Source organism: Vallitalea pronyensis (genome assembly GCF_018141445.1).
Lineage (GTDB): Bacteria > Bacillota > Clostridia > Lachnospirales > Vallitaleaceae > Vallitalea > Vallitalea pronyensis.
Genome location: NZ_CP058649.1, coordinates 2,176,369 through 2,201,888, shown reverse-complemented (window position 1 = coordinate 2,201,888; position 25,520 = coordinate 2,176,369). Strand labels below are relative to the sequence as shown.

The 25,520-nt window shown below is 37.4% G+C and carries 23 protein-coding genes and 1 pseudogene; 2 read left to right on the top strand and 22 right to left on the bottom strand.

Annotated elements, in window-relative coordinates; all coding sequences use genetic code 11:
• Nucleotides 1-164: 164 nt before the first annotated feature.
• Entirely contained in the window at nucleotides 165-1,469 is a 1,305-nt protein-coding gene (locus tag HZI73_RS09035; protein WP_212697921.1) for a hypothetical protein, read from the bottom strand.
• A gap of 187 nt (nucleotides 1,470-1,656) precedes the next feature.
• On the opposite strand from HZI73_RS09035, the gene HZI73_RS09030 reads away from it, so the two are divergent.
• Nucleotides 1,657-2,484, top strand: coding sequence for an AraC family transcriptional regulator (locus tag HZI73_RS09030; protein ID WP_212697920.1), 828 nt, complete (start codon nucleotides 1,657-1,659; stop codon nucleotides 2,482-2,484).
• A 30-nt stretch (nucleotides 2,485-2,514) separates the two neighbouring features.
• On the opposite strand, the gene HZI73_RS09025 is transcribed toward HZI73_RS09030, so the two are convergent.
• The 19 genes and pseudogenes from HZI73_RS09025 to HZI73_RS08935 all read right to left on the bottom strand — a co-directional run bounded on the left by HZI73_RS09025 (nucleotide 2,515) and on the right by HZI73_RS08935 (nucleotide 21,481).
• Complete coding sequence (locus HZI73_RS09025) at nucleotides 2,515-3,624, bottom strand: metal ABC transporter permease (RefSeq protein WP_212697919.1); 1,110 nt, start codon at nucleotides 3,622-3,624, stop codon at nucleotides 2,515-2,517.
• Nucleotides 3,621-4,760 (bottom strand): metal ABC transporter permease, encoded by a 1,140-nt coding sequence (locus HZI73_RS09020; protein ID WP_212697918.1) that lies wholly within the window; start codon nucleotides 4,758-4,760, stop codon nucleotides 3,621-3,623. The genes HZI73_RS09025 and HZI73_RS09020 overlap by 4 nt, the downstream gene beginning before the upstream one ends.
• A 4-nt stretch (nucleotides 4,761-4,764) precedes the next feature.
• The gene (locus HZI73_RS09015; RefSeq protein WP_246552430.1) at nucleotides 4,765-5,502 is read right to left on the bottom strand and encodes a metal ABC transporter ATP-binding protein; all 738 of its coding nucleotides are present in this window, start codon (nucleotides 5,500-5,502) and stop codon (nucleotides 4,765-4,767) included.
• Nucleotides 5,503-5,536: 34 nt separating this feature from the next.
• Nucleotides 5,537-6,469: a metal ABC transporter solute-binding protein, Zn/Mn family gene (locus HZI73_RS09010; RefSeq protein WP_246552427.1), complete on the bottom strand. Its 933-nt coding sequence runs from the start codon at nucleotides 6,467-6,469 to the stop codon at nucleotides 5,537-5,539.
• Nucleotides 6,470-6,474: 5 nt separating this feature from the next.
• Nucleotides 6,475-7,140 carry a metal-dependent transcriptional regulator gene (locus HZI73_RS09005; protein WP_212697915.1) on the bottom strand — a complete coding sequence of 222 codons (666 nt, stop codon included), beginning with the start codon at nucleotides 7,138-7,140 and terminating at the stop codon, nucleotides 6,475-6,477.
• A 196-nt stretch (nucleotides 7,141-7,336) separates the two neighbouring features.
• Nucleotides 7,337-9,067 carry an ABC transporter ATP-binding protein gene (locus tag HZI73_RS09000; protein WP_212697914.1) on the bottom strand — a complete coding sequence of 577 codons (1,731 nt, stop codon included), beginning with the start codon at nucleotides 9,065-9,067 and terminating at the stop codon, nucleotides 7,337-7,339.
• Nucleotides 9,064-10,806: an ABC transporter ATP-binding protein gene (locus HZI73_RS08995; RefSeq protein WP_246552425.1), complete on the bottom strand. Its 1,743-nt coding sequence runs from the start codon at nucleotides 10,804-10,806 to the stop codon at nucleotides 9,064-9,066. Before HZI73_RS08995 ends, HZI73_RS09000 begins: the two co-directional genes overlap by 4 nt.
• Nucleotides 10,807-10,932: 126 nt before the next feature.
• On the bottom strand, nucleotides 10,933-11,385 hold the full coding sequence (locus tag HZI73_RS08990) for a Fur family transcriptional regulator (protein ID WP_212697913.1): 453 nt from the start codon (nucleotides 11,383-11,385) through the stop codon (nucleotides 10,933-10,935).
• A gap of 124 nt (nucleotides 11,386-11,509) precedes the next feature.
• Complete coding sequence (locus HZI73_RS08985; RefSeq protein WP_212697912.1) at nucleotides 11,510-11,959, bottom strand: MarR family winged helix-turn-helix transcriptional regulator; 450 nt, start codon at nucleotides 11,957-11,959, stop codon at nucleotides 11,510-11,512.
• A gap of 92 nt (nucleotides 11,960-12,051) precedes the next feature.
• Nucleotides 12,052-12,557 (bottom strand): annotated as a pseudogene (locus HZI73_RS08980) (DUF3793 family protein).
• Nucleotides 12,558-12,716: 159 nt separating this feature from the next.
• On the bottom strand, nucleotides 12,717-13,145 hold the full coding sequence (locus HZI73_RS08975; RefSeq protein ID WP_212697910.1) for a flavodoxin: 429 nt from the start codon (nucleotides 13,143-13,145) through the stop codon (nucleotides 12,717-12,719).
• A 126-nt stretch (nucleotides 13,146-13,271) separates the two neighbouring features.
• Nucleotides 13,272-14,666 (bottom strand): MATE family efflux transporter, encoded by a 1,395-nt coding sequence (locus tag HZI73_RS08970; RefSeq protein WP_212697909.1) that lies wholly within the window; start codon nucleotides 14,664-14,666, stop codon nucleotides 13,272-13,274.
• Between the two features lie 90 nt (nucleotides 14,667-14,756).
• Nucleotides 14,757-15,899, bottom strand: a complete 1,143-nt coding sequence (locus HZI73_RS08965; RefSeq protein WP_212697908.1) for a nitrogenase component 1 — start codon at nucleotides 15,897-15,899, stop codon at nucleotides 14,757-14,759.
• A 1-nt stretch (nucleotide 15,900) separates the two neighbouring features.
• Nucleotides 15,901-17,367, bottom strand: a complete 1,467-nt coding sequence (locus HZI73_RS08960; RefSeq protein WP_212697907.1) for a nitrogenase component 1 — start codon at nucleotides 17,365-17,367, stop codon at nucleotides 15,901-15,903.
• On the bottom strand, nucleotides 17,361-18,152 hold the full coding sequence (locus tag HZI73_RS08955; protein WP_212697906.1) for an ABC transporter ATP-binding protein: 792 nt from the start codon (nucleotides 18,150-18,152) through the stop codon (nucleotides 17,361-17,363). Before HZI73_RS08955 ends, HZI73_RS08960 begins: the two co-directional genes overlap by 7 nt.
• A complete protein-coding gene (locus HZI73_RS08950) occupies nucleotides 18,149-19,135 on the bottom strand; it encodes a FecCD family ABC transporter permease (protein ID WP_212697905.1) in 987 nt (328 codons plus the stop codon). The genes HZI73_RS08955 and HZI73_RS08950 overlap by 4 nt, the downstream gene beginning before the upstream one ends.
• Before the next feature lie 3 nt (nucleotides 19,136-19,138).
• On the bottom strand, nucleotides 19,139-20,224 hold the full coding sequence (locus tag HZI73_RS08945; RefSeq protein ID WP_212697904.1) for an ABC transporter substrate-binding protein: 1,086 nt from the start codon (nucleotides 20,222-20,224) through the stop codon (nucleotides 19,139-19,141).
• Between the two features lie 4 nt (nucleotides 20,225-20,228).
• Nucleotides 20,229-20,978 (bottom strand): nucleotide-binding protein, encoded by a 750-nt coding sequence (locus HZI73_RS08940; RefSeq protein ID WP_212697903.1) that lies wholly within the window; start codon nucleotides 20,976-20,978, stop codon nucleotides 20,229-20,231.
• Nucleotides 20,975-21,481 (bottom strand): flavodoxin family protein, encoded by a 507-nt coding sequence (locus HZI73_RS08935; protein WP_212697902.1) that lies wholly within the window; start codon nucleotides 21,479-21,481, stop codon nucleotides 20,975-20,977. The genes HZI73_RS08940 and HZI73_RS08935 overlap by 4 nt, the downstream gene beginning before the upstream one ends.
• Before the next feature lie 143 nt (nucleotides 21,482-21,624).
• Between HZI73_RS08935 and HZI73_RS08930 the strand changes: the two genes are divergently transcribed.
• A complete protein-coding gene (locus HZI73_RS08930; RefSeq protein ID WP_212697901.1) occupies nucleotides 21,625-22,905 on the top strand; it encodes a helix-turn-helix transcriptional regulator in 1,281 nt (426 codons plus the stop codon).
• 203 nt (nucleotides 22,906-23,108) lie between these two features.
• Here the strand turns inward: HZI73_RS08930 and HZI73_RS08925 are convergent, their stop codons facing one another.
• Together HZI73_RS08925 and HZI73_RS08920 are read right to left on the bottom strand one after the other, a co-directional pair.
• On the bottom strand, nucleotides 23,109-24,239 hold the full coding sequence (locus tag HZI73_RS08925; protein WP_212697900.1) for an alpha/beta hydrolase: 1,131 nt from the start codon (nucleotides 24,237-24,239) through the stop codon (nucleotides 23,109-23,111).
• A gap of 442 nt (nucleotides 24,240-24,681) precedes the next feature.
• Nucleotides 24,682-25,311 carry a class I SAM-dependent methyltransferase gene (locus HZI73_RS08920; RefSeq protein WP_212697899.1) on the bottom strand — a complete coding sequence of 210 codons (630 nt, stop codon included), beginning with the start codon at nucleotides 25,309-25,311 and terminating at the stop codon, nucleotides 24,682-24,684.
• Nucleotides 25,312-25,520 lie beyond the last annotated feature (209 nt).

The window sequence follows — 25,520 nt, the reverse complement described above, 5'->3', positions numbered from 1 at the left end:
AAGTTAAGCCTTATATACCGCTTATCCATAAATAGATAAAGTAATAAACGCACATTTAACTTGCTGTGTAAGTCAAGTTAAATGTGCGTTTTCAAAACAGATGCATCTTTACTTCATGAAGCTTCGTTAGACTTGTGTGCCTACTATTTAAGTGCTTAACATAACTATCGACTAAATTCTTCCGCTACTCTCATGGCTATTTTCTCCCACTCCCAAAGTCGTTGAGGCTTGTAATTAACAGTGGAGATATCTTTCATAATTAGTTCCACGTGACACTGTCTTTCTGTTTTTTCCATGAAGGATGTTAAGTCTGCCTTTGCTTTCTTTTCAGACCAATTACTGCCAGCAAAAATAGCAGGATTGGGTTTTCTGCTGATGACATAATCATTCTGTATATCATGTATAGCTCTTTCCGTATCGCACCATGGGCTGACGGATATTTTTCTAAGATTAGGAATTTTCCTAAGCAAATGTACTTTTTTATCGAGAGGTTCACAACAGCCATAATAGGTATGCCCCCACCTGCTTAACCATCGTAAATCATGTTCAATAGCAAATTCCCAGTGCATGTCTGGAGACACTTCACTGAATATTTGTGCGTTAGAGCATCCCCACATATTGTGTGGTTTTACATGGTCAGGGTCATAGTCTTTTCCTGGAAGATCAGTGATGTAACCATAGCCACCAGAACCAACCCTGGTATTGTTGCAATCAAGAGACAAGAGGTTCTGTTCAACATATTGATCAAGTTCATGCATCCATGCATCCACCATTTTTTCAACGGCTTGATGCACCATGTCTGGTCGCATAATCAAATCCATCATGGACTCTTGAACGCCCCACCATCGTACTAAAAAATCCCATGGTGTAAACCAGATATGGGATCGCCCTACTTTTTTCACGGGTATAATACCGTCAAAAATATCGCACATCACCTGATACGTGTCATCTGTTTTTTCCTTATCATATGTAATTTTAGGTAGTTTAATTTTTTCGATGTCTTCAGGCTCTTGTATCTGAATGTTAAAGTGTCTTGACACAACACTATTATCACCATCGGTTTTAACCACATCCACATCCTCTGTAATACCAAAGGATGAGTTATGAATGATGAGAGGGCAATCAATGTAGGGATTGACAACCATATCACCAGGCATGTGATTCCACTGGTAAATTGTTTTTCTTAACTTATCCTCTAAGTTTCTTGCCCATTGGTGCTCACATTGCAGCGTCAATTCATCATCTACATTCATCTCATGCCAAGGTATTTCATTAATCCATACCATGGGTCTTACCCCATTAAGGTCATTGAGTCTGGTCCAAAGTACCGCCTTTTCTTTATGAATGGGTAATGCTGCTATATCGGCAATCTGAGCCCCCAATTTTCTCAGAATTTCTTTATCCTTTTTGCTAATCATCATGTCTTCTCTGACAGGTAATGACCTTTGGTGACTTGGTTCATGCAACATGTTGTTACCTCCTTTTTTATGCAAGTACGATAGGGTTCTTATTAACCATTATCAAGGGCATTAGCATATATATAATATTGACACATAAAAAACCACTTGTTATACTAATCATAACGTTTTATTGATGCTTTGTGAATCAATAAAACCAACTATAATATATGTAATATTAACTTTGGGAGTGAATAGGATGGATGATTTAAATGTCAAATTGATATGTGGCGGTTTTAATCGCTGTTTACCAAAGTGGAGTATGAAATACATCACCAATGAACACGATTATAAGCTTTATTTTCCTGTTGAAGGGGAAGCTTCTATTCGGGTTGACGGTACAACCTACACACTGAAGCCTGGGCATGTGTATTTTATTAATGCCCATAAGCTGCAAGCACAATTATGTTCGTCCTATCTATCTGTTTATTGGTTGCATTTTATCCCTCATGGACTTATGTTAAATAAATACTTGGAGCATCTCGCCCCAGTCTATATCTGGGAAAAAGACAAGTCCCTTTTAAGGGATATGGATTATACCTGCATACCTAAGTTATTTCATGGTGATTTAAAACCCCCCTATAATACCCATGAAACGGCTCCTATAGGCTTGACTTGTTATGTGACCTCACTCCTGTTATTATGCATATCGGATATGATAAAAGCACAACAAAAAAAGATAGATAACATGACCTATCATCATTATGACAAATTAAAGCCTGCCATTGATTTTATGCATGATAACTACCATAAAAATCTAAAATTAGAGGAAATAGCAGGCAAGACTTTTCTTAATCCTATCTATTTCCTTCGATTGTTCAAGCAAAATTTTAAAATTACACCCCATCAATATCTTCTAAAGAAGAGATTGGATGAAGCTTGTCGTATGCTCAGAAGAACCCATTATTCCATTAGTGATATTTCTCAAAGGTTAGGCTTCTGTAATCAGTTCTATTTCTCTAAAACCTTTAAACGCCATTTTGGAAAAACACCTTCTGAGTATCGTCAATCAAAACCCATACCTTGATTTTAATGGACATTTTTGAGCGTTGAAAGCTTATATGTCTTCAAAACTTCTAATGGCATACTCTCTTCCTTTTGATGTCAATTTTAGAAATTCTTGTTCCACAACAATGCATTGAAGCCGTAAAGCCTTTTTCATTATTTTATCCAAAAAGCTTTTTTGCCAATGTAGATGCTGATCAATCACATGACGATTGGCTTCTACTTCTTCTTCCTCCGTGCCTTCATGGTTATAGAGATGAACCAATAACGAGTGCATGGCATAGTCTATGCGCTGCATATGTCGTTTATACACCATGGTGATGATGCCTCTTTTTGGAGCGGTTATAAAAACAATCAAGTAGGTGATACCAATCACTGTAGCAATGGAACCTGCAATGGACACATCATAGATAACGGCTACTTGATAACCTAAAAGCGCATTAAAGGTACCTATGACCACACTTAACACAAGCATGGTCTTTAATTTATCCGTTAGCATATAAGCTGTTATGGGAGGTCCAATCATAAATGCGATCACCAATATGGACCCAACGGCTTCAAAAGCACCTACAGCTGTAACAGATACCAGACCCATGAGTGCATAATGCATCAACACAGGTGAAAAACCAATAACGGCTGCTAATGCAGCATCAAAAGTCGCTAACTTGAGTTCCTTATAGAAAAGAAGGATAAACGCAAGATCAATGGTTAAAATGATGCCCATCACGTACAAGGATTTTGGTCCTACATCACGTCCAAATAAAATAAGTCGATCAAAAGGAACGAATGCCAGTTCACCTAATAGTACTGAATCTACATCTAAATGAATGTTACCTGCATATCTTGTAATCAGAATAATCGCTATACTAAATAAAAAGGGGAAAACAAGACCGATGGAACTGTCTTCTGACATTAACTTGGTTCTTTTAAGAAGTTCTGCTAAATAAACGGTCAGTAAGCCTATAAGTGCTGCACCAATAATCAGCAAAGGTGATGTTAAACTCTCTGTTATAAAAAAGCCAATAACGATACCAAGTAAAATCGTATGGGATATAGCATCTGTCATCATGGCCATTTTTCTTAAAATAAGAAAGACACCTAATAGGGCACAAGCTGCTGAAACAATAACGGCAATGAGCATAATTTCTACTTGAGGAGTCATAATTTTTCACCTCCATGGTTAGCCATGATTCTTTTTGCTTTTTCTATACCTAAATCTGTAATGGACCATGTATCAAAATAATCCCTTTTAACGTAACCTTTATCACACAGATAAAGAAGACTTTTGATGACATGTTTATTATCTGTACGCTTATTATTTTTGCCCAGCATAATCACGTTTGTTTTATGGGGATGGTATACCACATCATGATTCATGGCCAATTCGTAGAGATTAACTAACACTTTGCTGTCGTTAATGTCCCGTCTATTCCTCTTCATCCTCATAACACGCCATAGCATACCTCGTTTGGTTGCAAAAAATAAAGAGAAGAAGACAATTAAGCTAATAACCACCACAATAACCGGACCTGTGGGCATGTTGCCAACCAGGGAACTAATGATTGTACCTATAACACCAGCTACTATACCAAAGATAGCGGCTAATAAAACCATGATGGCTAATTTATCCGTCCATTGCCGTGCTGCCACACCAGGTGCGATCAATAATGCACTCATTAATATAACACCAACAGACTGCAAACCAATGATAATGGCAATAACTGTGATACTGGATAACAGCATGTTGATTTTCATATCAGAAAACCCAATACTCTTACCAAATTCTGGATCAAAGGAAAAAATCTTCAACTCTTTCCAAAATACAATGACAACGGTGAGAATCATAATGCCAAGGCCTATCATCCAATACACATCTCTTTTAAGCAAAGTGGATGCTTGACCAAATATAAAATTCTCCAGACCCGCTTGGTTAGCATTAGGGATTTTCTGAATATATGTAAGTAGTACTAATCCTAAACCAAAAAAAGAAGACAATGTTAAGCCAAGAGCACTATCAAATTTGATACGGGTATACCGATCAACACTTACAATCATGAACGTACCCAACAATCCCGATATTAATGCACCTAATAAGAGCATTTCCGTCTGTTTGACACCGGTTATTAAGAATACAAATGCAATACCTGGAAGTGCTGCATGGGATACGGCATCGCCAAGGAGACTCTGTTTCCGAAGGACGGCAAAGCTTCCCAGTATACCACTTACAGCACCAAGGACAGCAGAACCTAAAGCTACGATTTGGAGTGTATAATCTCTTAATAGTAAATCTAAAGTCATACCATCACCCCTCACCTTTCAGGACACTTTCCGTACTGCCATAGGTTATTCTTAGATTGTCATCTGTAAAGACCTCATCAACTTTTCCATATTGGATAAGCTTGGTATTTAAGAGGGCTACCCAGTCAAAATATTCTTTTACTGTCTGTAAATCATGGTGGACCACAATAACTGTTTTTCCTCGTGAACGCAGCTCCTTCAAAATCGCCACAATGGCTTTTTCTGTTTTAGCGTCTACCCCTTGAAAAGGTTCATCCATAAAGTAAATATCCGCTTCTTGAACCAGAGCTCTTGCTAAGAATACTCTTTGCTGTTGCCCTCCAGATAACTGGCTGATTTGTCGGTCAACAAATGCTTCCATACCTACCTTTTTTATGGCATCAAGGGCCTTTTCTTTTTCTTTTTTGCCTGGTCGTTTCACCCAGCCTATTTGCCCGTATGTCCCCATGAGCACCACATCAAAAACACTTGTAGGAAAATCCCAATCCACACTTCCCCGCTGAGGCACATAGCCAATATAACGCCTTTGTGATTCATAATTCAACCCATTAAAAAGGACTTTTCCTGATATGGGTTTAATCAGACTTAACATGGCTTTAATCAGTGTGGATTTCCCTGCACCATTAGGTCCTACAATGGCCATTAACACGCCTTTTGGAATGTTAATATCAATATCCCAAAGAACAGGCTTTTCCTCATAAGCTACTGTCATATCTTCCACTTCAATCACGTATTTCTGCATCTGATCACCTCTCATGTTATTCTATACATGGTTTTTATTTTAAAGCATCTACAATAATATTAATATTATGGGTCATGGTTCCAATAAATGTCTCTTCCTCTGTACCAGCTGAGCCAGTAGAATCGGAAAACAATTCGCCACCAATGGCTACTTCAAATCCTCTTGATGCTACGGCTTCTTTCAGGGCTTCAACATTTTTAACAGGTACTGATGATTCTACGAATACGGCTTTTATCTGTTTCTCGGTGATGTAATCAGCTAATTGACTCACATCTTGTGTACCTGCTTCTGCTGACGTACTAATACCCTGTAGCCCTCTTACTTCAAATCCATAGGCATCTCCAAAGTAATTAAAAGCATCGTGAGCTGTGATTAATATACGCTGATCTTCTTCCAATTCATTAACTCTGTCCGTCACATATTGATCCAGATTTTCTAACTCTTTTAGGTAGTTATCTCTAGCATCTTCATAATAAGTTTGATTCCCTTCATCAATGGCAATCAGCTTATCAGCCAACACACGGGTAACATCCATCCACAACTTCACATTAAACCATATGTGAGGGTCTTGATTGCCTTCAAAATCAGAAGAAGACAGAAGCATGGTTTCATCAAGGGCTTCACCAACAGCTAAGACTTCCTTATCCCTGGTTTGAAGATTTTCAAATATCTCACCCATTTTTCCTTCAAGATGCAACCCATTGTAAACAATCAGGTCTGCTTCTTGCATCTTACTCACATCTCCTGCACTTGCTTTGTAGAGGTGAGGATCAATACCTGCTCCCATTAAGTCCACCACATTGACTTTATCGCCACCTATACGTATGGCTAAATCCTTTAACATGGTTGTTGTAGCAACCACATTCAATGTATCATCTTTTTCTTCTTTTACCTTTTGGTTGCTGGAACACCCAGCCATAACCACTATTAACATTAAACTCACTAAACCAATGATTAATTTTTTCATGCCAATCATCCTTTCTCACGCTTAACAATAATTCCGGAAACAAGTTTTGCAGACTCTTTACTCATATAAAAATCTTGTCCGTCTATGATACCATGAATCATGCCATCATAGGCTAAAATGGATTGAATATACAGTGTCGTTCCAATGTTGACTCCGTTTTGTTTCAAGTACTTAAGTAACGAGGGTTCATCCTTAACCATCTTCACGATAAATGTGGTGTTGGCTGTTACTTGATCAAGGGTCATATAGGTAATGTAGGTTGCCTCGCCATCTTCATCGGGTATGGGATTACCATGTGGACAGTACTCGGGTTTACCTAGATAAGTATATAATTTGCTTTCTAGAAGGGGGGAGGTAGCATGCTCCAATAAATGTGCTTCATCATCAATTTCATCCCATTTCATGCCTAATTCATTGACTAAAAAGATCTCCCACAACCGATGGACCCTTACCATACGGGAACCAATTTTCCTGCCCTCTTCGGTGATATCTACACCTTTGTAGGGTATGTATTTTACATAACCGCGGCTTTCCATTTTCTTTATCATTTCAATAACAGATTGCTTGGTATAGCCAAATACATTGGCGATATCCGTTATTTTAACAAGATGTTCACCTTGTTCTATTCTTGAATAGATGTAGCGTATATAATCCTCTTCATACTTGCTCACTGCAATCATCCTTTTTTAAGGTTAACCTTAACATATTATTAATATATACTTTATGATTAAATTATAGCGCATATTAATTTTTTTGCAAGGGTTTTTTACAAAAAAAATGTTTTTTTCAAAACAAAACATCTCGAAAGTGATACTTCACTTAAGAGATGTATATATGAGAGTGGTTCTACTAATTTTTAATGACGTCTTAGGCACCACGAAGGTTCCAATTTTCTGCTTTTTTCTGTGTATCCCACAAGTTCTTATACAGTCCATTAGCTTCCAGCAGTTCCTTATGATTACCTCTTTCAACGATTTGCCCTTCATTGAACACCACTATCTTGTCGGCACACCTGATGGTTTTTAAGTGGTGAGCTATAACAATGACTGTTCGATTAAGAGATAGGTTACTGATGGCTTTTTGAATTTTCCTCTCGTTTATGGGATCAACGTTACTTGTCATTTCATCCAATATGACAATGGATGCATCTTTTAAGAATGCTCTGGCAATGGAAAGCCTCTGTTTCTGACCACCTGACAACCCTAATCCATTTTCGCCTAATGGCGTATCATAACCCTGAGGTAAACTTACAATAAAATCATGAATCATTGCTTTTTTTGCTGCATGTATCACGTCTTCCATTGTGGCATCCCGTCGACCTACTTTTATATTCTCATAGATGGTATCTGAGAATAGTATCACATTCTGCATGACAATGCTTATATGGGCTAAGAGATCATCATAATCTAATTTTCGTGTGTCAATACCCCCTACACGTATGTGACCTTTTTGAGGATCCCAAAACCGTAGGATTAGATTGGTTATGGTTGTTTTGCCTGAACCAGATGGACCCACTAAGGCCACCATACTTTTTTCCTCAATATCAAGGTTTACATTAACCAAACGAAAGGCATCTTGCTCATAATTGAAGTGTACGTGATCAAATTGAATATGGAACCCTTTTATCCTTTCTGGGTTCCTACATGTATCAACCACTGGTGCTTTTAGTAGGGTCATGATTCTGCCATAGCTGTCTTTCACTTGAATATATTTAAGCCAATAAGACTCTGCATGATAAAAAGGCTTGTAAAATTCTTTGCTGAAGACAATAAAGATGATAAAGGTGCTAACTGTTATGTCCTGGTGAAATACCATATAGGCTCCAACGACTGCCAATATACCAAAACAAATATCTAAAAATAGCATATACCTGCCAATATAGCCGGCAACGGATTTGGAGAGTTTCTTACTACTTTCACCAAATTTGATGGTACTGTCTTTTAGTTTATTTTCAAATGTTGGGCTTTTACTAAAGGCTTTTAATAAAGGTATCCCTTTTGTGTACTCTACAAACAGACTGACCATATCTGCCAAACGATTTTGAGACTCTTTTTCAAGTTGGCTGCTGGACTTAATGCCGAATACAAAGACCAATAAACCAATGGGTATAAAGGATACCATTGCAAGCCCCAACTTCCAATTGATGGCAAATAACCACCCTCCGATAATCAAAGCTGTGATGATATCACTAAACATTCTTGACCACATATGAGCGGCTATACTCTCCATATTATCCACATCCTTATGGATAATCGTGCTTATTTCACCAAGTCTTTCGTTGGTGTAAAATCCTAAAGAAAATTGCTTCAATCGCTTTGTTATTTTTTCTCTTATCTTAGCCACAATTTCAAAACCTGCAAAATGCTTTCCGATATCTGCTATGGCATCCAATGCGCCTTTTATTAAAACGATACCAATAAGTATCAGCCAGTATGTGCCAAGATGGTCTGTTTGCCCAGCTATGATGGTATTCAGCATGTCGAATATGACAAGAATCATGCCTGCTTGAGCAAGTGATTTTAGGATAAAGCATAGGATGGCTAGGCCTAGCATACCTTTTCCTTTTCGCGTCATATAGCCTATAATATTTGATATCATATGTTAACGACCTCCTTAATCTGCCAGTTATCAACACTGCTTTGCTCCTCTACCATTTTTTTATATAAAGAACAACTTTTCATTAAGTGATCATGGGTTCCTTTAGCAAGAATACTGCCATTGTCCATGACAATAATCTGATCTGCTTTTTTAATCGTATGGATATGATGGGCAATGGTTATAATGGTTTTGTGCTGACTTAAATGATCCAGAGCTTTTTGAATCAGATATTCATTAGATGCATCAATGGCTGATGTTGCTTCATCTAGAATAATGATGGGTGTGTCCTTTAACATGGTACGAGCAATGGATAAACGCTGTTTTTCGCCACCAGATAGTTTTGCCCCTGATTCTCCTACCAACGTGTCATACCCTTTTGGCAAGTCCATGATCATGTGGTGAATCTGTGCACGTTTAGCCACTTGTATCACGTGTTCATCACTGGCATCTTTATTGCCAATTTTGATATTGTCTTTGATACTCATATTAAATAAATAGGTTTCTTGCTGAACCATGGACATAAGGTTCGATAGGTCTTGTTCACTGATTGTATCGATGGGTTGTCCATGGATGCTTATTTGACCTTTTTGAGGTTGCCAAAATCCCATAAGTAAATTTGCAAGGGTTGTTTTACCCGAACCAGACGTTCCTACGATGGCATTGACTGAATTTTTTTTGAATACGACATCCACATGATTCAAGATGTACTGATCTTTCTCATAACCAAAGCTGACATCTTTAAGTACAATATCATCACCACTTATATGGTTGTGATGGGGGTGTTTTTTCATGGGTTTAACATCCATAATGGACTGAATGCGACTGGCTGAGTTCTTATAAATAATGCCAATATGATGAAATGTAGGGAGCTTAGAAAGGGTTGTACTGAATAATCCACCTAGTATAATCGCTAATACAAAAGTATGTGCATCTATTTTACCATCACGTAAGAGCATGGACCCTATAATGGCTAAGACCACCAATCCGCCTTCCATTAGCATGTTAGAAAAAACCATAGGAAAAGCTGTGGTCGTCACCATTTTTTTTACCCATTTTATATAGTTGTGCATGCCGTCTAATACCCTGTTCGTCCGCCTCTCTTCTCTGCTAAAAGCTTTAACAACAGGTATAGTAGCTATATATTCAAGCAAATCTTCAGACATCCTTTTCGTACTTTTAGTATAGTGCGTGAACAGACCTGCTATGAGCTTGTTCAGTATGACTTGATAGATGAGAACAAGGGGTACGGTGGATATTAAAGCTAACCCTAAACGCCAATCCATGAAAAGCAAACTGATAGCGATAATACTTGGAATCAAAATAGCAACGGTTATTTCTGGTAATCCATGTGCCAGATACAATTCGATTTGATCCACATCATGATTCATAATATGTGTTAAATCACCAACTTTTCGTTTGTGGAAAAACCCCAACGGCAACTTCTTTAAGTGTTCAATCATATCAAGTCTTATCTTGGCCAAGGATGTGTATGCAAAATCATGTGCCTGCCACATGGACAGTGCATAAAATAAAGCTTTTGTGATTTGACATATGCCAACGATTACCCCTGAGAGTACAATGCCTTTCAGAGTAGCTGACTGAGTAGAAAGCATACGTATGATGTTCATGACTATAAAAATTGGTATAATACCTGCTGTTACGCTAATCATCATCAAAACTCTTGATAATATACTATCTCTTTTATATGCTTTTGCTAAATCTTGTTTTTTTTCTTTCATTGCTGCCTCCTTATCCATTCATGTGATTCATTTGAACTATTTTTAATTACTGACAAGTTTACGTGGATCTAGGAAAAGTACAGTATGTATACGTTAAGCGTAAAAATTTTTATGCGCATATACATCTTACTTTTGTGGTTTACATGCATCACAATACCCATATATTTTAAGATTATAGGACGTATAGTGAAAACCTTCATGTAATAACCGTTCATGAAGATCACTAGGCTCTAACCCTGTTATTTCAATGACCTTACCACATGACTTACAGATTAAATGATGATGTACATCTTTATGAGCATACTCGTAGATCGCCGAATCATTATCGTGAAAATTATGTTTGATAATGATGCCTCTTTTTTCCAATAACTCCAAAGTACGATAAATCGTCGACAAACTGATGGGCATACCCAAATCATCACCCATCCGTTCAATATCCTTCGCTGTAAAATGCTGATCAGCATTTTGAACTACAATATTGCATATAATTTCTCTTTGAGCCGTGGGTTTTATACCTGCTTCATTCATAAGGTCAGTCATCATTTTATCCTTTTGCATCTGCATTACTTGTCCTTCCACGTGCATTCTCCTTTCTTTATTATTGCATATGCTTATACCGCTCTATAACGTATACATGCTATACGTTAAGTCAAAAAAATTAACCCATTACACATGACACACATGGCAGATAGTCATGCTTTGCTTATAAATGTCTATCTACCATGTCACTTGCTTTATTCATAAAGGTAATAATTAGTTTCATTTCATGTTCATTCAAATCTTCAAAAAATGTAAAAAGCTCTTTGTCACATTCTCTATGATGAATTTCATGGTTTATATATGCTTTATTGCCTTTGGTGGTTAATCTTACAATCATTCTTGTATTATTGGTTTCGTCCAGATACTTTTCAACTAACCCCTTTCTTTCTAACCTTTTAATGGTCTGTGAAGCAGCTCCTTTTGTTACACCAAATTTCCTGGCAATTTCAGATATATGCAATCCTGCATAGTCACCAATAAGATTAATGATGTGTATCTCACTTCGATGTATGATAACATCTGTGCCATAATAACGTGAGACTTTACCTATATTAGCAAATTTCTCTGTCATGATAATAAATTTTTCAACTGCTAATTTCATATGATCATCCATAACGGTATCGTATACTAACTATACGTTTTTGTCAATACTTTTTTAATTCACACATCTATCCTCATCTTGACAAGCACGTTCCAAAGCTATCGTTAACTGGCTAGCAAATGATAGGTATGACCACTTGTTACCTTTTTTAGAATATTGTTTTTTGCTTGGTCATATGCATCAAAAAGCTTAACACGCTGCTGAGGTTTATGATACACTTTCCAATAACCACAAAGAAGATATGCTTTCCATTATGTTTGATGAAGCTTTTCACATCCTCTAAAGGCACGCCTAGAAATAATCCAATTTCATGAGGGCATTTACTATGTTTATACCGTTCCTTTAAGCGCTGTAAACAAGCATCTATATCGTCACAATTCCCATAACCCAGCTTCACTAAAAAAGAACTATTATATGGACACCGTATAATATCCATAAAATAACGAGGTATAAAAAACAAAACTAATATGTGGTTGTTTGTACGTTTTAATTTATAAAAAAGCAATGACCCTATTATCATCAGTTTGTTCTTAAATGCATCCCATAAAGTGTGCATGTTCCTTCTTCCCTTACTAAAGGTTAGAATTGATGAAGGTTTTTTACACTTCATAACAGGCGCTAGATGATAAGCGAGTGTTGTCATAAAGTATTGTTCATCATTTAACTTCTCTTTTCCTTTATAAATTGCTTCATTAAATGAACAGACATGTTATCCAAACCCTTTCCGCATGCATAGCAACCTATAAGCATTGACCTCATTCATGATTACCTATTCAACCAAAGCATTACCCAAATCTTTACAACTATTTATGTCATCATCATTTGGTTCGAGATGCACAATAAGACCATCTTGAACCAGAGTCGCACCGTACCCTTTCATACGCTCTTCCCAATAGCGCATCCAATCACCGTCACCCCAATCAAAAGAACCAAATAATACCAGCTTTTTGTTATCCCAATCAAGACCTGATAAAGATTCTACAAAAGGTTCCATACTATCCTCTTCTAGAACTTCCGCTCCCATGGAAGGGCAACCTAAAGCAATAAAATCAGCTTCAACCACATGTTCCTTGGATGCATCATCAACAGGAATAACTGCTACATCTACACCAGCAGCTTTACCACCATCTGCAACTGCATTTGCCATCACTTCCGTATTACCTGTTCCACTCCAATAAATCACAACCATTTTACTCATCTTGTACCTCCTATATAAATGACTTCATAAGTTTTATTTGATAATGATTATCATTATTATTTATTATACCTTATTGGTTCTTTATTGTAAAGAGGTATCTGCATTATTCATCCACTAATTTCTAAACTAACCTGCATGTTCAAAATTGGGTTTGAGGGGAGCCGTATTTCCTCGTAATCGATTAAACTCCTTACTAATGAGAATGATAATGCCGATGGTTAGTATAAAATCAATGGAAAATGTGCCAATATATACCCACTGGATACCAAATAACCTGGGCAATATCATCATGACAGGTACATAGAATATGACCTGCCTAGCAATACCAATGACAGATGCAGGTTTAGCTTTATTTATGGCTGGGAAGAAAGTCATGGACATAAAAAACATGGGCATAATGGGTAATAAAGCCATAAATATCCTGAAATTCATCAGATGACTTGTGTCAAATACTTTCCCAGGCATCATCAGGTTAAGTGCAAGCTGAGGTGTCACCATAATGACCGCCCAAAACGGAAGCATAATCAGCCCACTGGTTATAGCAAATATTTTAAAACTCTTAATGACCCTATCATTTCTCTGTCCACCGTAATTAATGCCAATAACAGGTTGAAGAGCCCGCATTAAACCAAAAATAGGTGTTAACAAAAAGGTGAATATCCGGAATACAACACCATAAAAGGCTAAATCAAATGTGGTACCTACATGACTAATGGCATTTAACACCACAATGGCCTGAATTAAACCCATTACTGTCATAATCAAAGAAGGCATTCCCATTGACATCATGGCTTTAACGATTTTTTTATCACGACGGATGGAAAAAGGATTGGCTTCAAAGGTAGCTTTCCCTTTAACAAAATACATAAGGGATGATAAGGTATAAACCAACATACCAAGATTCGTTCCCCAAGCTGCTCCCTCTACCCCAAGGCCTAAAACACCAATAAGGATATAGTTTGCAATGATATTAACAACAAGACCAATCCCCATCATCACTGCTGCTGATTTCATCTTTCCTTCTGACCTTACAATCATGTTCGTTGCTAATCCAGCAATCCAGAAAATAGCCCCGTACACGGTCACTCTAAAATAATTAGCGCCCAATGTTAAGATCTCACCACTACCGCCCATAATTCTTACTAACGGTACTGCAAAAATAAGTCCAATAATCATAAAGATTACACCTGTTACAATGGATAGATAGTTGGCATTACCAAGTATACGTTTTTGTGTAGGATGGTCTTCTGCTCCTAAAGCAATGCTAAGTGCTGAACCTGCTCCTACGCCAATGAGAGACCCTATTCCCAATGTTAGTTGGGATAATGGATAAGCTAGAGAAACCCCAGCTAGGGCATCTTCCCCTACAAACTGACCTACAAAAATAGCATCAAAAACCGTATTTAAACCATATAAAACCATGGCGACGACTGCCGGCCAGGATAATTTAAACATTACCAGCCATAAATTATCTTTTAAAATCATCTCTTTTTGTTTGTTCTTATCAATGGTTGTACCCATATTGCACATCCTCCTTCTTTTTAATACAAAGGTTTCACATAATTACCTTTTTATGTTATGTAGCATGCTTCCAAATATTTGCATAATGCCTTAGTCTTGCAGCAGCGCTTTTGTCAATGTATTGCCTATTTCTTGCAGCAGATAATGGGTACCTCGTATACCCATCATTGGTGTATAGGGGTATTGCCTTTCTTGATGGAAGCTTGGATGTGATATCTGTATGGCTTTTTTACTGGTAAGGGCTTCAATACCATTGGTCCATACTAGGCAGGCATTGTCCTTATTATCTGTTAATTGAAACCCTAAACTGGATAAGTACGCTTCTAAGGCGCTGGTATCCATGGTATCCTGATTGACATAGATATCAGCATGCTCCAATTGCTTAATGCGTCGTTTTAACATGTTTTCTTTGTAAGCAATCTCTTTTAATTCTTCTTGACATATATCATCAGGTACAGCACGATTTAATTGTTCCCCAATACAGGCAAGCCAGTGCCTGGTATTGGCCACTCCATAGGGACGCATATCCACATAAGGTTGCTTATAAACCACTTCTAGGATCTTAGCTGCTTCTAATCCTTCTTTGTTAACAACCAAGTTAATCATAGCTTTTGAAGCCTGTGCAATTGCCTCAATGGATGTATCCAATGTAAACGTTGTGCCTATATCCAATGAAAAATATTCCCACATTAGCCGTTTAATTTCATAATAATCACTACGATGGTTATAATCATGTATACCTAGTCCAAGTAAATTAAATACAGGTTGTTTGTCCTGAGTAGAATTTTTAAGTGCTATTTCTCTGACCAAGATTGTATTAACTTCTTCTATCCCCTGACGGAAATTCCTTTGAAAATCACAGTCTGGAAGAAGAATAATTTGACTATCAATGTCATCCTGTACTTGTAGCCTAACACCTTCAAGGTCAATTCCAATGATGGATGTTATGGAGGACCCTAATACAAAAATGTAAGCTGGTTTCTCCACTTTATCAACCTCTAAGATGGCATCCACTAGTCGTTCTTCGTTGCCAAAAGTCACGTCATGTTCATCCATATGTGTGGTAAATGTCTTAGCGTGGACGGTGGCCCCAAACTGCATTAACCCTTCAATAGAAAAATGTGTGGTTCCGGCTGGACCAAATTCAATAATGCAAGCATCATGAATACCATTTAGTGCCCATAACATACCCATACGATCTGATGCAATGGGATAATTTTTATATAATTTCATGTTAAGACCTCCTCATCATCATATGCGCACCATGTCCTTGCATCATACTTTCCATAGGCGCATTGTCATCTAATGTAAGCAGCGCTTCTTGCATCGCATCAGGTATGCTTTTCATATTCAGAAGCATTTTTTTCATGGATTCAGGCATGTTGGTCATATGTTTAATTTTGTTTCTAACTTGCTCATCACTGTTATTTTTTTTATGTTCACCCATCAGGCTAAATATACCTTGCTCTTCTTGTATAGCATCTATAACGGCCATGACTTTCTCGAATCCGATTTTTTTAGCACACGTATCAGTAACAATTTGAGTAATATGATGTTTACTAAGCTCCATGGGACTTTCATGGCCAAAGTAATAATCTGGTTTGAGTGTTCCATATATCCTTCTAAGCGGTGCAACATTAGCCATGCGTAGGATATAAGGATTGACATGACGATTAAGCATGCGCATCATGACTTCACCATGGGATGGCAGTAATTCACGACACTGAATAATAAGGGGTTCCATCCCCAGTTCCATTAGAAATTCACTAAAGGCAAAGCAGTCAAAAGGCGTGTTCCCATAAATAAATGTCTTACCTTGAAGCCCATTTTCTACTTTCTCCATACGGTCGGCTACCTCATTGTATTTTTCTTCAATCTTTTTATGTAAGGCTATACCCAGATAATCGCTTATTTCCTTATAACAATTAGCAATACGATCCAGGTCCAATCCCATGCCAAAATCCACATAAGGTATTTGGAATTGCTGTTCCATAGCTTTTGCTAAAGGAAGAGCTGTTGCATCCACCACAATATTCAGCGCACTTGAAGTTGCTTCTGCTATGCTTTCAATGGTTACTTTGGTTGGTATTGTCATGGCTACATCAATACCTTCATCTTCTAATAATACATAAAGTTCCGTCTGCTCGACACCCTCATATTTAAAGCCAAGGATATTAACAGCTTTTTCTTTCTTCCTTTTTGTTTCCATTAAGTATGCCAATTGGGCTAACGTTTTTTCCATGCCGTCAATATGACTATTACACTTGAAATGCTCTGTATGAACAATCAGCAACTTGGTATCTACTTCTTCCCGAAGACTATGCAGTATACTTGCTACATCTTCACCCACCAATTCCACCACACAAGTGGTGATGACCATCAGTGCTTTGGGTCTATCTTCACGGTCAATCTTAAGGATCATTTCTCTAAGATCTGATTCACAGCCAAAGGTAATATCGTGTTGCTCTAAAACAGCAGCATACACCTGGTCTTTTCCATTTTGGCGGGTCATGGCAAAATCTTTTCCATAATAGGTACATTCTTCTGTACCAATAATTAATAACGTAAGGTCTTCTATATAGGAAGCTGTCATAATGGCGCCGAACAAAGGACAGTGAGGTCCAGGAAACTGAGCTTTACTCAGACTTTTGACATCTTTATCTTCTTGAATGTTGGACAAACGATAGTCCTCTTTTAACATGTTATTTTACCTCCTTTAAATACTTTCATGGGGCGTATATGGACTTTTCCTTCTTCATGACTGACAACGGCTTCTACGCGGTAAACATCTCTTATGAGTTTTGAACAGAATATTTCTTGGGGCTTTCCAAGACACTCAATCCGGCCTTCTTTCATGACACATACTCGGTGAGAATATTGGCAGGCTTGATTCAAGTCATGAAGCACCATAATAACCGTCATATTCAGTTCTTTGTTTAACTCATGAATAAGATCCAATATTTCCAGTTGATGACAAATATCCAGATACGTAGTGGGCTCATCTAACAATAGAACCTTAGGGTTTTGTGCTAAAGTCATGGCTATCCATACCCGTTGTCTTTCACCTCCAGATAACGTCATAACCGGCTGGTCTGCTAGTTGTACGACCCCTGTTTTATCCATTGCCCAGTTAATTTGTTGTTGGTCATCATCCCCCAAAGGTTCATACCATTTTTTATGAGGCATACGCCCATAGTGGATTAACTGTCGAACAGTAAAATCAACGGTGGAACCTTGATGCTGACTTAGAGAAGCCATCTTTTTGGCTATTTTTTTAGGGGACAATCCTCGAATGTTTTCTTGTTCAATATAGATAGCCCCTTTAGCATAATCCAGTTTTCTGGTGATGTTTTTCAGTATGGTGGACTTACCAGATCCATTTGGACCAACGATGGACAGTATCTCACCTTTTTTTATATGGAGACTTAGCTCATCTATAAATGGTTTCTCATTATAGGAAAATACAATGTTTTGAAGCCTAATCATCTTCTATTCCCCCTTCTTAACAGATATAAAAAGAATGGACCGCCTAACATGGCCATCATGGTCCCCACAGGCAATTCAATAGGCGCTGCTATCATTCTTGCCAGCGTATCCGCTGCAACCAATACAGCTCCACCCATCAGCATGCTGACAGGCAGTAACCATTTGTAATCCGAACCAAAAAGCAAACGAACAATATGGGGTACAACCAGTCCTACAAAGCCTATAATACCCACAAAAGCCACACTAATGCCCGCTAAAAAAACAGCAACTACCGATATAAATATCCTTGTACGATTCACATTGTAGCCAAGATTCTTGGCCACATCATCCCCCAGCTGCAACACATTTGCAATACGTATGCATACAAGTGCTAGTAAGATGCCTATGATTGTATAGATGGTCATAATCTTTATATCTGGCCAAGATACTTTAGCTAAAGAACCATTGGTCCATAACATAACCCCTTGTATCTTATCGGAATTAAGAAGGGACAATAGACCTGTGGCACCTCCTAATATAGCATTAACTGCCACACCAGCTAAGACAATACGAATAGGCTCTATTTGCCCATTTTTCCAAGCGAGTATGTAGACAATGCCACAAGCTATCATGCCACCTATAAAAGCACCGATTGGTACAAGCACAACATACGTTGGAAACAATAACAGAATAATAATGGCTACTAAACTTGCTCCAGCTGATACGCCTGTTATCCCTGGGTCAGCTAGGGGGTTTCGCATCACTGCTTGCAAAAGCGCTCCACTAGCCGAGAGATTAGCGCCAACCAGAACTGCCATCCATACACGAGGTAGCCGAATATCTAAGATAATGGCTTTTTTCACCGTGTATTCACTTGTGGTTAAGCTTTCCATGATCTCACTTAGGCTAATAGGTACACTTCCAAGACAAATACCTAGCAAAATAGCCAGAATTAGTCCTATTGCTATGATGATAAGCTTTACGGATAACCATTTTTTTGCCATGGCTTATTCACCATAGATCATATCAGCTAATTGACTAAGCGCCTCTGCACAACGTATATTGGCTACAACCCCAAAATAATGAGGGTCAAGGTCATATACCTGTTCCTGTTTAACCGCACTTAGAGCGTTCCACACTGGATTTTCTGAAAACTCTTTTTCAAACATTTTCCGACTTGTTTCTGGATCTGCGTGGGTAAAACGTAAAATGACATCGGGGTCCATGGATACCACGTTCTCAATACTAAATGGTAAAAAAGGACTCTTCCCTTCTAAGGTATCTGTTACATTTTCTAGTCCAAGACGATGAGCTAAATCACCAATGTAAGCACCATCTGTAGCTAACATAAAACTCTCTGGGGTACCAAAGATAATCATGACTTTTTTCTTCTCTTTGTCTTTTATTTTTTCCATCACTTTCAATTCTTTACTTTGCATTTTTTTAATGAGTTCTGCTGCTTCTTCCATCTTTCCAAAAGCGTTACCAATGGAGGTAATGGAGAACATAATATCATCATAACCACTGGCAGCTACAAAGGCAGCCTTAATTTTTTTGTCAGCAAGACTCTTTTCCAAACCACTTTGCAAGCTTGCATCCGTTATAAACATATCTACATCAAGGCTTTTAAGAATCTCCATATCTGGCTGCATGCTCATACCAATGGTTGGTAAATCTGCATAACGCTTAGGCACAGAATAGGACCTTGAAGATGGTACACCTACTAAGTCAATATTAAGGGCGTCAAATAGCTCGGTTAAACCCACTGTACCAACAGCTGTTCTTTCAGGAATTGTATCAAATGTCAATGCTTCTGGCATTTTCTTAGATGCACCTGAATGATCATCCTCTTCTTTTGCCCGGCCTTCTGGATGTTTGTTTTCTTCATCTGGTTGATCATCTTCTGTTTCGGAAGGCTTTTCAGGTTTGTCATTTTCTGTACGGTCCATGGCTTCTTTCGTATCCTCTGCATTTTCATTAACCTTAGAAGATGGTGTATGATCCCCTGAGACGTCTTCTTTATTTTTTACAGAACAACCTGTTGTTATGAGTATCATGATGCATAGTACACTTAATAAACCTTTTAACTTCATGGGTTTAATCCTCCTTTAGAATTTTATCTGCTAATGTCATGTATACATATGTCATCTCATCTTCTGGATAAGCTTCTACTACCGTTTTCCCTTGATGCTCAGCCTTCTGCACGACTGGATTTCTTGGTATATGTTGAATTACACCTGTACCTATTTCTTGACTTAACTTATGTACCAAATGTTCCTCATTCTCAATGTTCTTAGCGTTGAGTATCAAGCCTCCTAAAGAAGCATAATCTCTGTTGGCGAATTGTCGGACAGCCCCAGCAATATTACTGGCTGCATACATACTCATCATCTCGCCACTGGTTACAATATAGACTTCATCGGAATACCCATTACGAAGGGGCATGGCAAAACCACCACAAACCACATCACCTAATACATCATAGATGACAATATCGGGTTGATAGGTGTCATAAGCATGCAATGTCTCTAGGGTCTCAAATGCGGATATAATACCTCGACCAGCGCAGCCAATACCTGGCGTTGGTCCACCTGCTTCCAAGCATAGTACACCGCCATCACCCTCAACAATAATATCTTCTAATTGGACATTCTTCTTTTTTTCTTTTAAGGTTTTTAGAATGGTCGGAATCGGCTGTCCACCTACAAGATTCTTGGTGGAATCGGCTTTGGGGTCACAACCAATCTGCATAACTGTCTTACCTTTTGCCGCAAGGGCTCTTGATAGATTGGATACGGTGGTTGATTTACCAATACCACCTTTTCCATAAATTGCTATTTTCCTCATGATGTCACCGTCTCTAACTTGTTTTTTAGTTTGTTGTATGCCGTATGGATATCACTTTCATTAGGTCTATCTTTTATGGATGCATAGTATTGTAACTTCTCTTCATTGATGGCGTGGGGATGATCAGATGGTAATTGTTTAAACATATGAATCACCTTATAGCTGACACCTCCCTGAACCAAATCAATACCCAAAATGTCACTTTTATTATAGATGTCCTTCATGTGCTGGCGACATGTATCGCCATGTTCTGAATTTGGATTTGCACCAAGTGTTGCAAGAAGATATACCTTTTTATGCTGAAACTTATTAACATATGCCAATGACTTTTCATCCGGTTTTGCTCGATCTATCCAAGAGCATAATACATACACATCGGCTTCTGTATCTTGATATGCTTCAATGGACACAATGCGCGAAGGTCGTTGACACAGTTCCTTCAATGCATACGCCAACTTTTTTGTATTGCCGCTTAACGATGAATAAACAAATAGTATGTTCATGAAATCCCTCCTTACGGATTAAATGATAACAATTATCATTATCATGTGCTTGTAAAATATTTGGATTTTATCTAATTTCTTTTGTTCTTTTAAGGTATTTGTGTTATGATATTAATTATCATTATCATTAAATGGAGGTTCATATGTGTATTTTTTTATCATCAGACAACCAAATCATTTCCCCTCACCTGAATCACTTGCTAAAAAGCTATTACTATACAACTGGCTTTTCAACTTATGCTTATGATGCTATAGGTCAACCTCTGGATATGGTCGTACGTTCGGACCTTAAGAACCTGACACCATGGCTTAACAATGTGTCACGTCACAAAATCCTGCATCATTTTAACTGTCCTTTATCCCGTTTAGACTCTCTCCTTATTGAGCTCACAGATGCTCTCTATACCATAGCTGCTCCAGTATTCGTAGAAGATGAACTTAAAACTTATTTTCTCTTAGAACCGTTTTTTATTGAGCAAATGACAACCATTGATAAAAAAGATTTTTTTCATCGAACCACTTTTCATAACCTAGGCCACTTGTCCTTTCAGACCATACAATCATTGATGCATATACATCGGGATCGTCTTAATTATCTAGGACAATTGTTTTACCATCTCATGTCCCACAGCATCTACATTGGTCAACAGCATTTTCAGCCAACGACTGCCATGCACGATACAAAATGGGCAAAAAGCCTTTCCATGGCTTGTTTTCAGTATACAGATGGCTTCATTAACTTACCTGTTATTGAGCAAATCAGTAAGCACCTTATTAGCAAAGATATAAAAAAAGCACTGAATACTTATAAAACATTACAGACATTTTTTAAGCTTCCATGCTCGAACCAGTGTCCCTTTAAACTGTTGAAATATCAGTTTGTGAGCCTTATCATTATGGTGCAATATCATTTATCCAACCACTTTAAAGCCATGGGTACGGCCCTTCAACAAATAGCTAATCAAAATATACTTGAACTTGAACAATACAATAAATACAGCCATCTACTCTCTTTTGGCGAAAGTATCCTAGAGCGTTTCTACGAGACCATTCGTGATCACCAAACCATGAATCTCTCTCCCAATATCCTATTAGCTCTGGAATACATACATACCCATTACATGAATAACATCCTTTTATCAGACATAGCCGCCAGTATACCCATGAATGAAACTTATCTTTCCACTCAGTTTAAACAGGAATATAAGATGCCTCTAAAACAATACCTGAATCAATACCGGATTGAGCAAGCTACTCAACTGATTAAGCGTACAACGTATACCATTACTGATATAGCCTTGATGGTAGGCTTTGATTCCACCAACTATTTTTCCACTGTTTTTAAAAAATTTACCGGCTATACACCCAGTTTATATGCAAGAAAATATTATACACCATCACCTTCTCAAGAAGCTACTTCATGATATTGACTAAAAAACGCTATATGTTACTTTTGAAGATTTAAATTAAAGAGACTACGCTTCGTTTCATATATGGGCTTTCCGTTAAGAGAGCTATCATTAACAAAATGTGAACGCTTCTATTTCATATGCTAATTCAGAAACGATCTTATTAAAACCAAAAAGAAGTATCTGCCAATCTTTTCGTATGCAGATACTTCTTTTCGTTACCTTTTTGATTCAATCCATGCCATGATGTAATCTAAAGCAAGACCAATATTGCCTACTTGACAATGATGGGAAGCTGATTCACTTTTAGTAAATATTCTACCTGTAACCGATTTTGCATGTGTTAACGCAGCCTTTTGTTCATCAAAAAATGGGGTATAGATATCCTCTTCTCCTGCCAACAGTAGAACATCCTGCTTGATATGTTTGGATAGGTCTCGTGTATGATACAGTTGCATGGTGCTCAGGTACTGCCATATGGAATGGACACCAAACACATGATAGCCTTGAAGGATTAACCAATGTAAAAAAAGATTACCCGATAGCTGAGCTTCTGCTTCTTTCCAAAAAGGACTTTCTTCAGACCCCATGGCGTTAACTAAACTTTCCTGAAAGTGTCTAGGAAACTTACTCAAAAAAGCTTGGTAAAAATCATAAACAATATCATACAACACCACTTGACCAATTCTTTTTTCATAAGCCGCAGCACGAGCAGCCAAGTAGCCACCTAAGGATATGCCAATTAAGATGACACGGTCTAAACGATAGTAATCAAGTACTGCCGAAACAGGTTTTTCCCACTGGTGAGTCAAGACCATACCGTAGGTATTAAGGGCACCACCTTGTCCCGGACCTTCAAACATGATCACATTGTACCCTGCATCCAAAAAAGTCTTGGAAAATGGATAAAGCTCTTGTATGAAAGAATCATATCCCCCATGTAATACAACCCACCCTTTGCTGGGCTGTAGTGTCATCATCCGCATAACAGGCAAATAGCCTTCACCATAGGGAACCTTTTCATAATGAATGGGTTCATCGGCATAAGCTTTTTGATAAGCATTGATACATACAGTATAGAGCTCACTTTTGTCTGGATCATTCCCTAATGAGAAGAATTCAGCAGCCCGAAGATACGTAGCACCTGTCAGCCATTGTCCTCCCTGATTGGCTTCCTCTCCTAATACTTTGAAAACCCTTTTTGAATCCTTAAAATCTGTAATCTCTTGTCCAACTTTTTTAATAGCATCATATCCTAACAAACCTGTTGAAAACCACCTGTTTAATTGAAAATTCAACAGTTTATCCGTATGGAAATCATGATAACCTATAGGAAAATCATGCTTCATGGTATCAACTCCTTTCATATTCACATAACATACCAATGGTATAATTATACCATCGGTATGTTATTCTTGCAACCCATTAAATCTGGTTTTTGGGCCATCAATCTGACAAGGGGACGTTTCGTTTGTCATGTTTTGTGCCTGTTGAGAGATGAGTATGACAAAGGAAACGTCCCCTTGTCAGATTCATTCTTTGAAACGATGGGTTGTTACCGTCCCTTCTCCAGATATAAGTCTTCTTTCTCACTGTACATTTTGAGACCACCTGACTCGTATGTTTGAAAGTGTATTCTTATATTAATTTTCCTTCCACATAGTTCATAATAATGACCGTTGTAACTATTTTTTACATTAAAAAAGGAAACCTATTAAAGATTTCCTTGGGTATAGCATTATAAGCATTTCTAAGTATATTATCAACTCTTTGATTATGAGAAGTAAACATTTAACCATTTTTTCTGGCTACTATGTAATAATTTGGTGGAGAGCTATATAAATTATTAGTTTCTATAATAGAGAAATTTCCTTTTTGAACTTTTTCTTCTAATTCAGATATCTTATACTTTTTCATATATGGTAGTAATCCTATTCTACTTAATAAAGATTGAATTATTATCATAGACGTCTTTTTTTCTCCAAGACAATCGGTTGCTGAAATAAATATTCCATTGGGTTTAAGTAATGCATTAATACGTTGAATCACTTTATCAATATCTTTAATAAAGTGCAAAATATTAAAAGCCAATACAACATCATAATAATTTTTTTCTATTTTTTTATTGAAAATACTTGTAACTTCAAACTGAATATTTGGTATATTTTTTTCCCAAGTTTTGTTATTAGCAACGCCAATCATATTTTCCGATATATCAATCGCATGTATTTTATCTACACAATTGGATAACTCAACTGTGGTTATACCTGTTCCACATCCATAATCAAAAACAATATCTGTATTTGATAAGTATTTTTTTGTAAGTTCAATTGTTTTACTATATGTTTCACCGTATTTATAATCAGCTTGTTTGTCATAATTTTTGGCTATTTTATCCCAAAAATCTTTCACATTTTTCATTTGTATACTCCTTCCTAATCTGAAACTATTAATATTACTTTTGCAAACATCATCTAAACAAAAAATAACCATTTTGCATAACGTTTCTGGAATTGCTAACGTTCACACAGTGACTGTTGTCAACACTTTGTTATGTTACGTAAATTAACATACTATTTCTGGTGGATATCTTTTAAATGATATAATTAGAGCATTATAGAGTCTTTTGA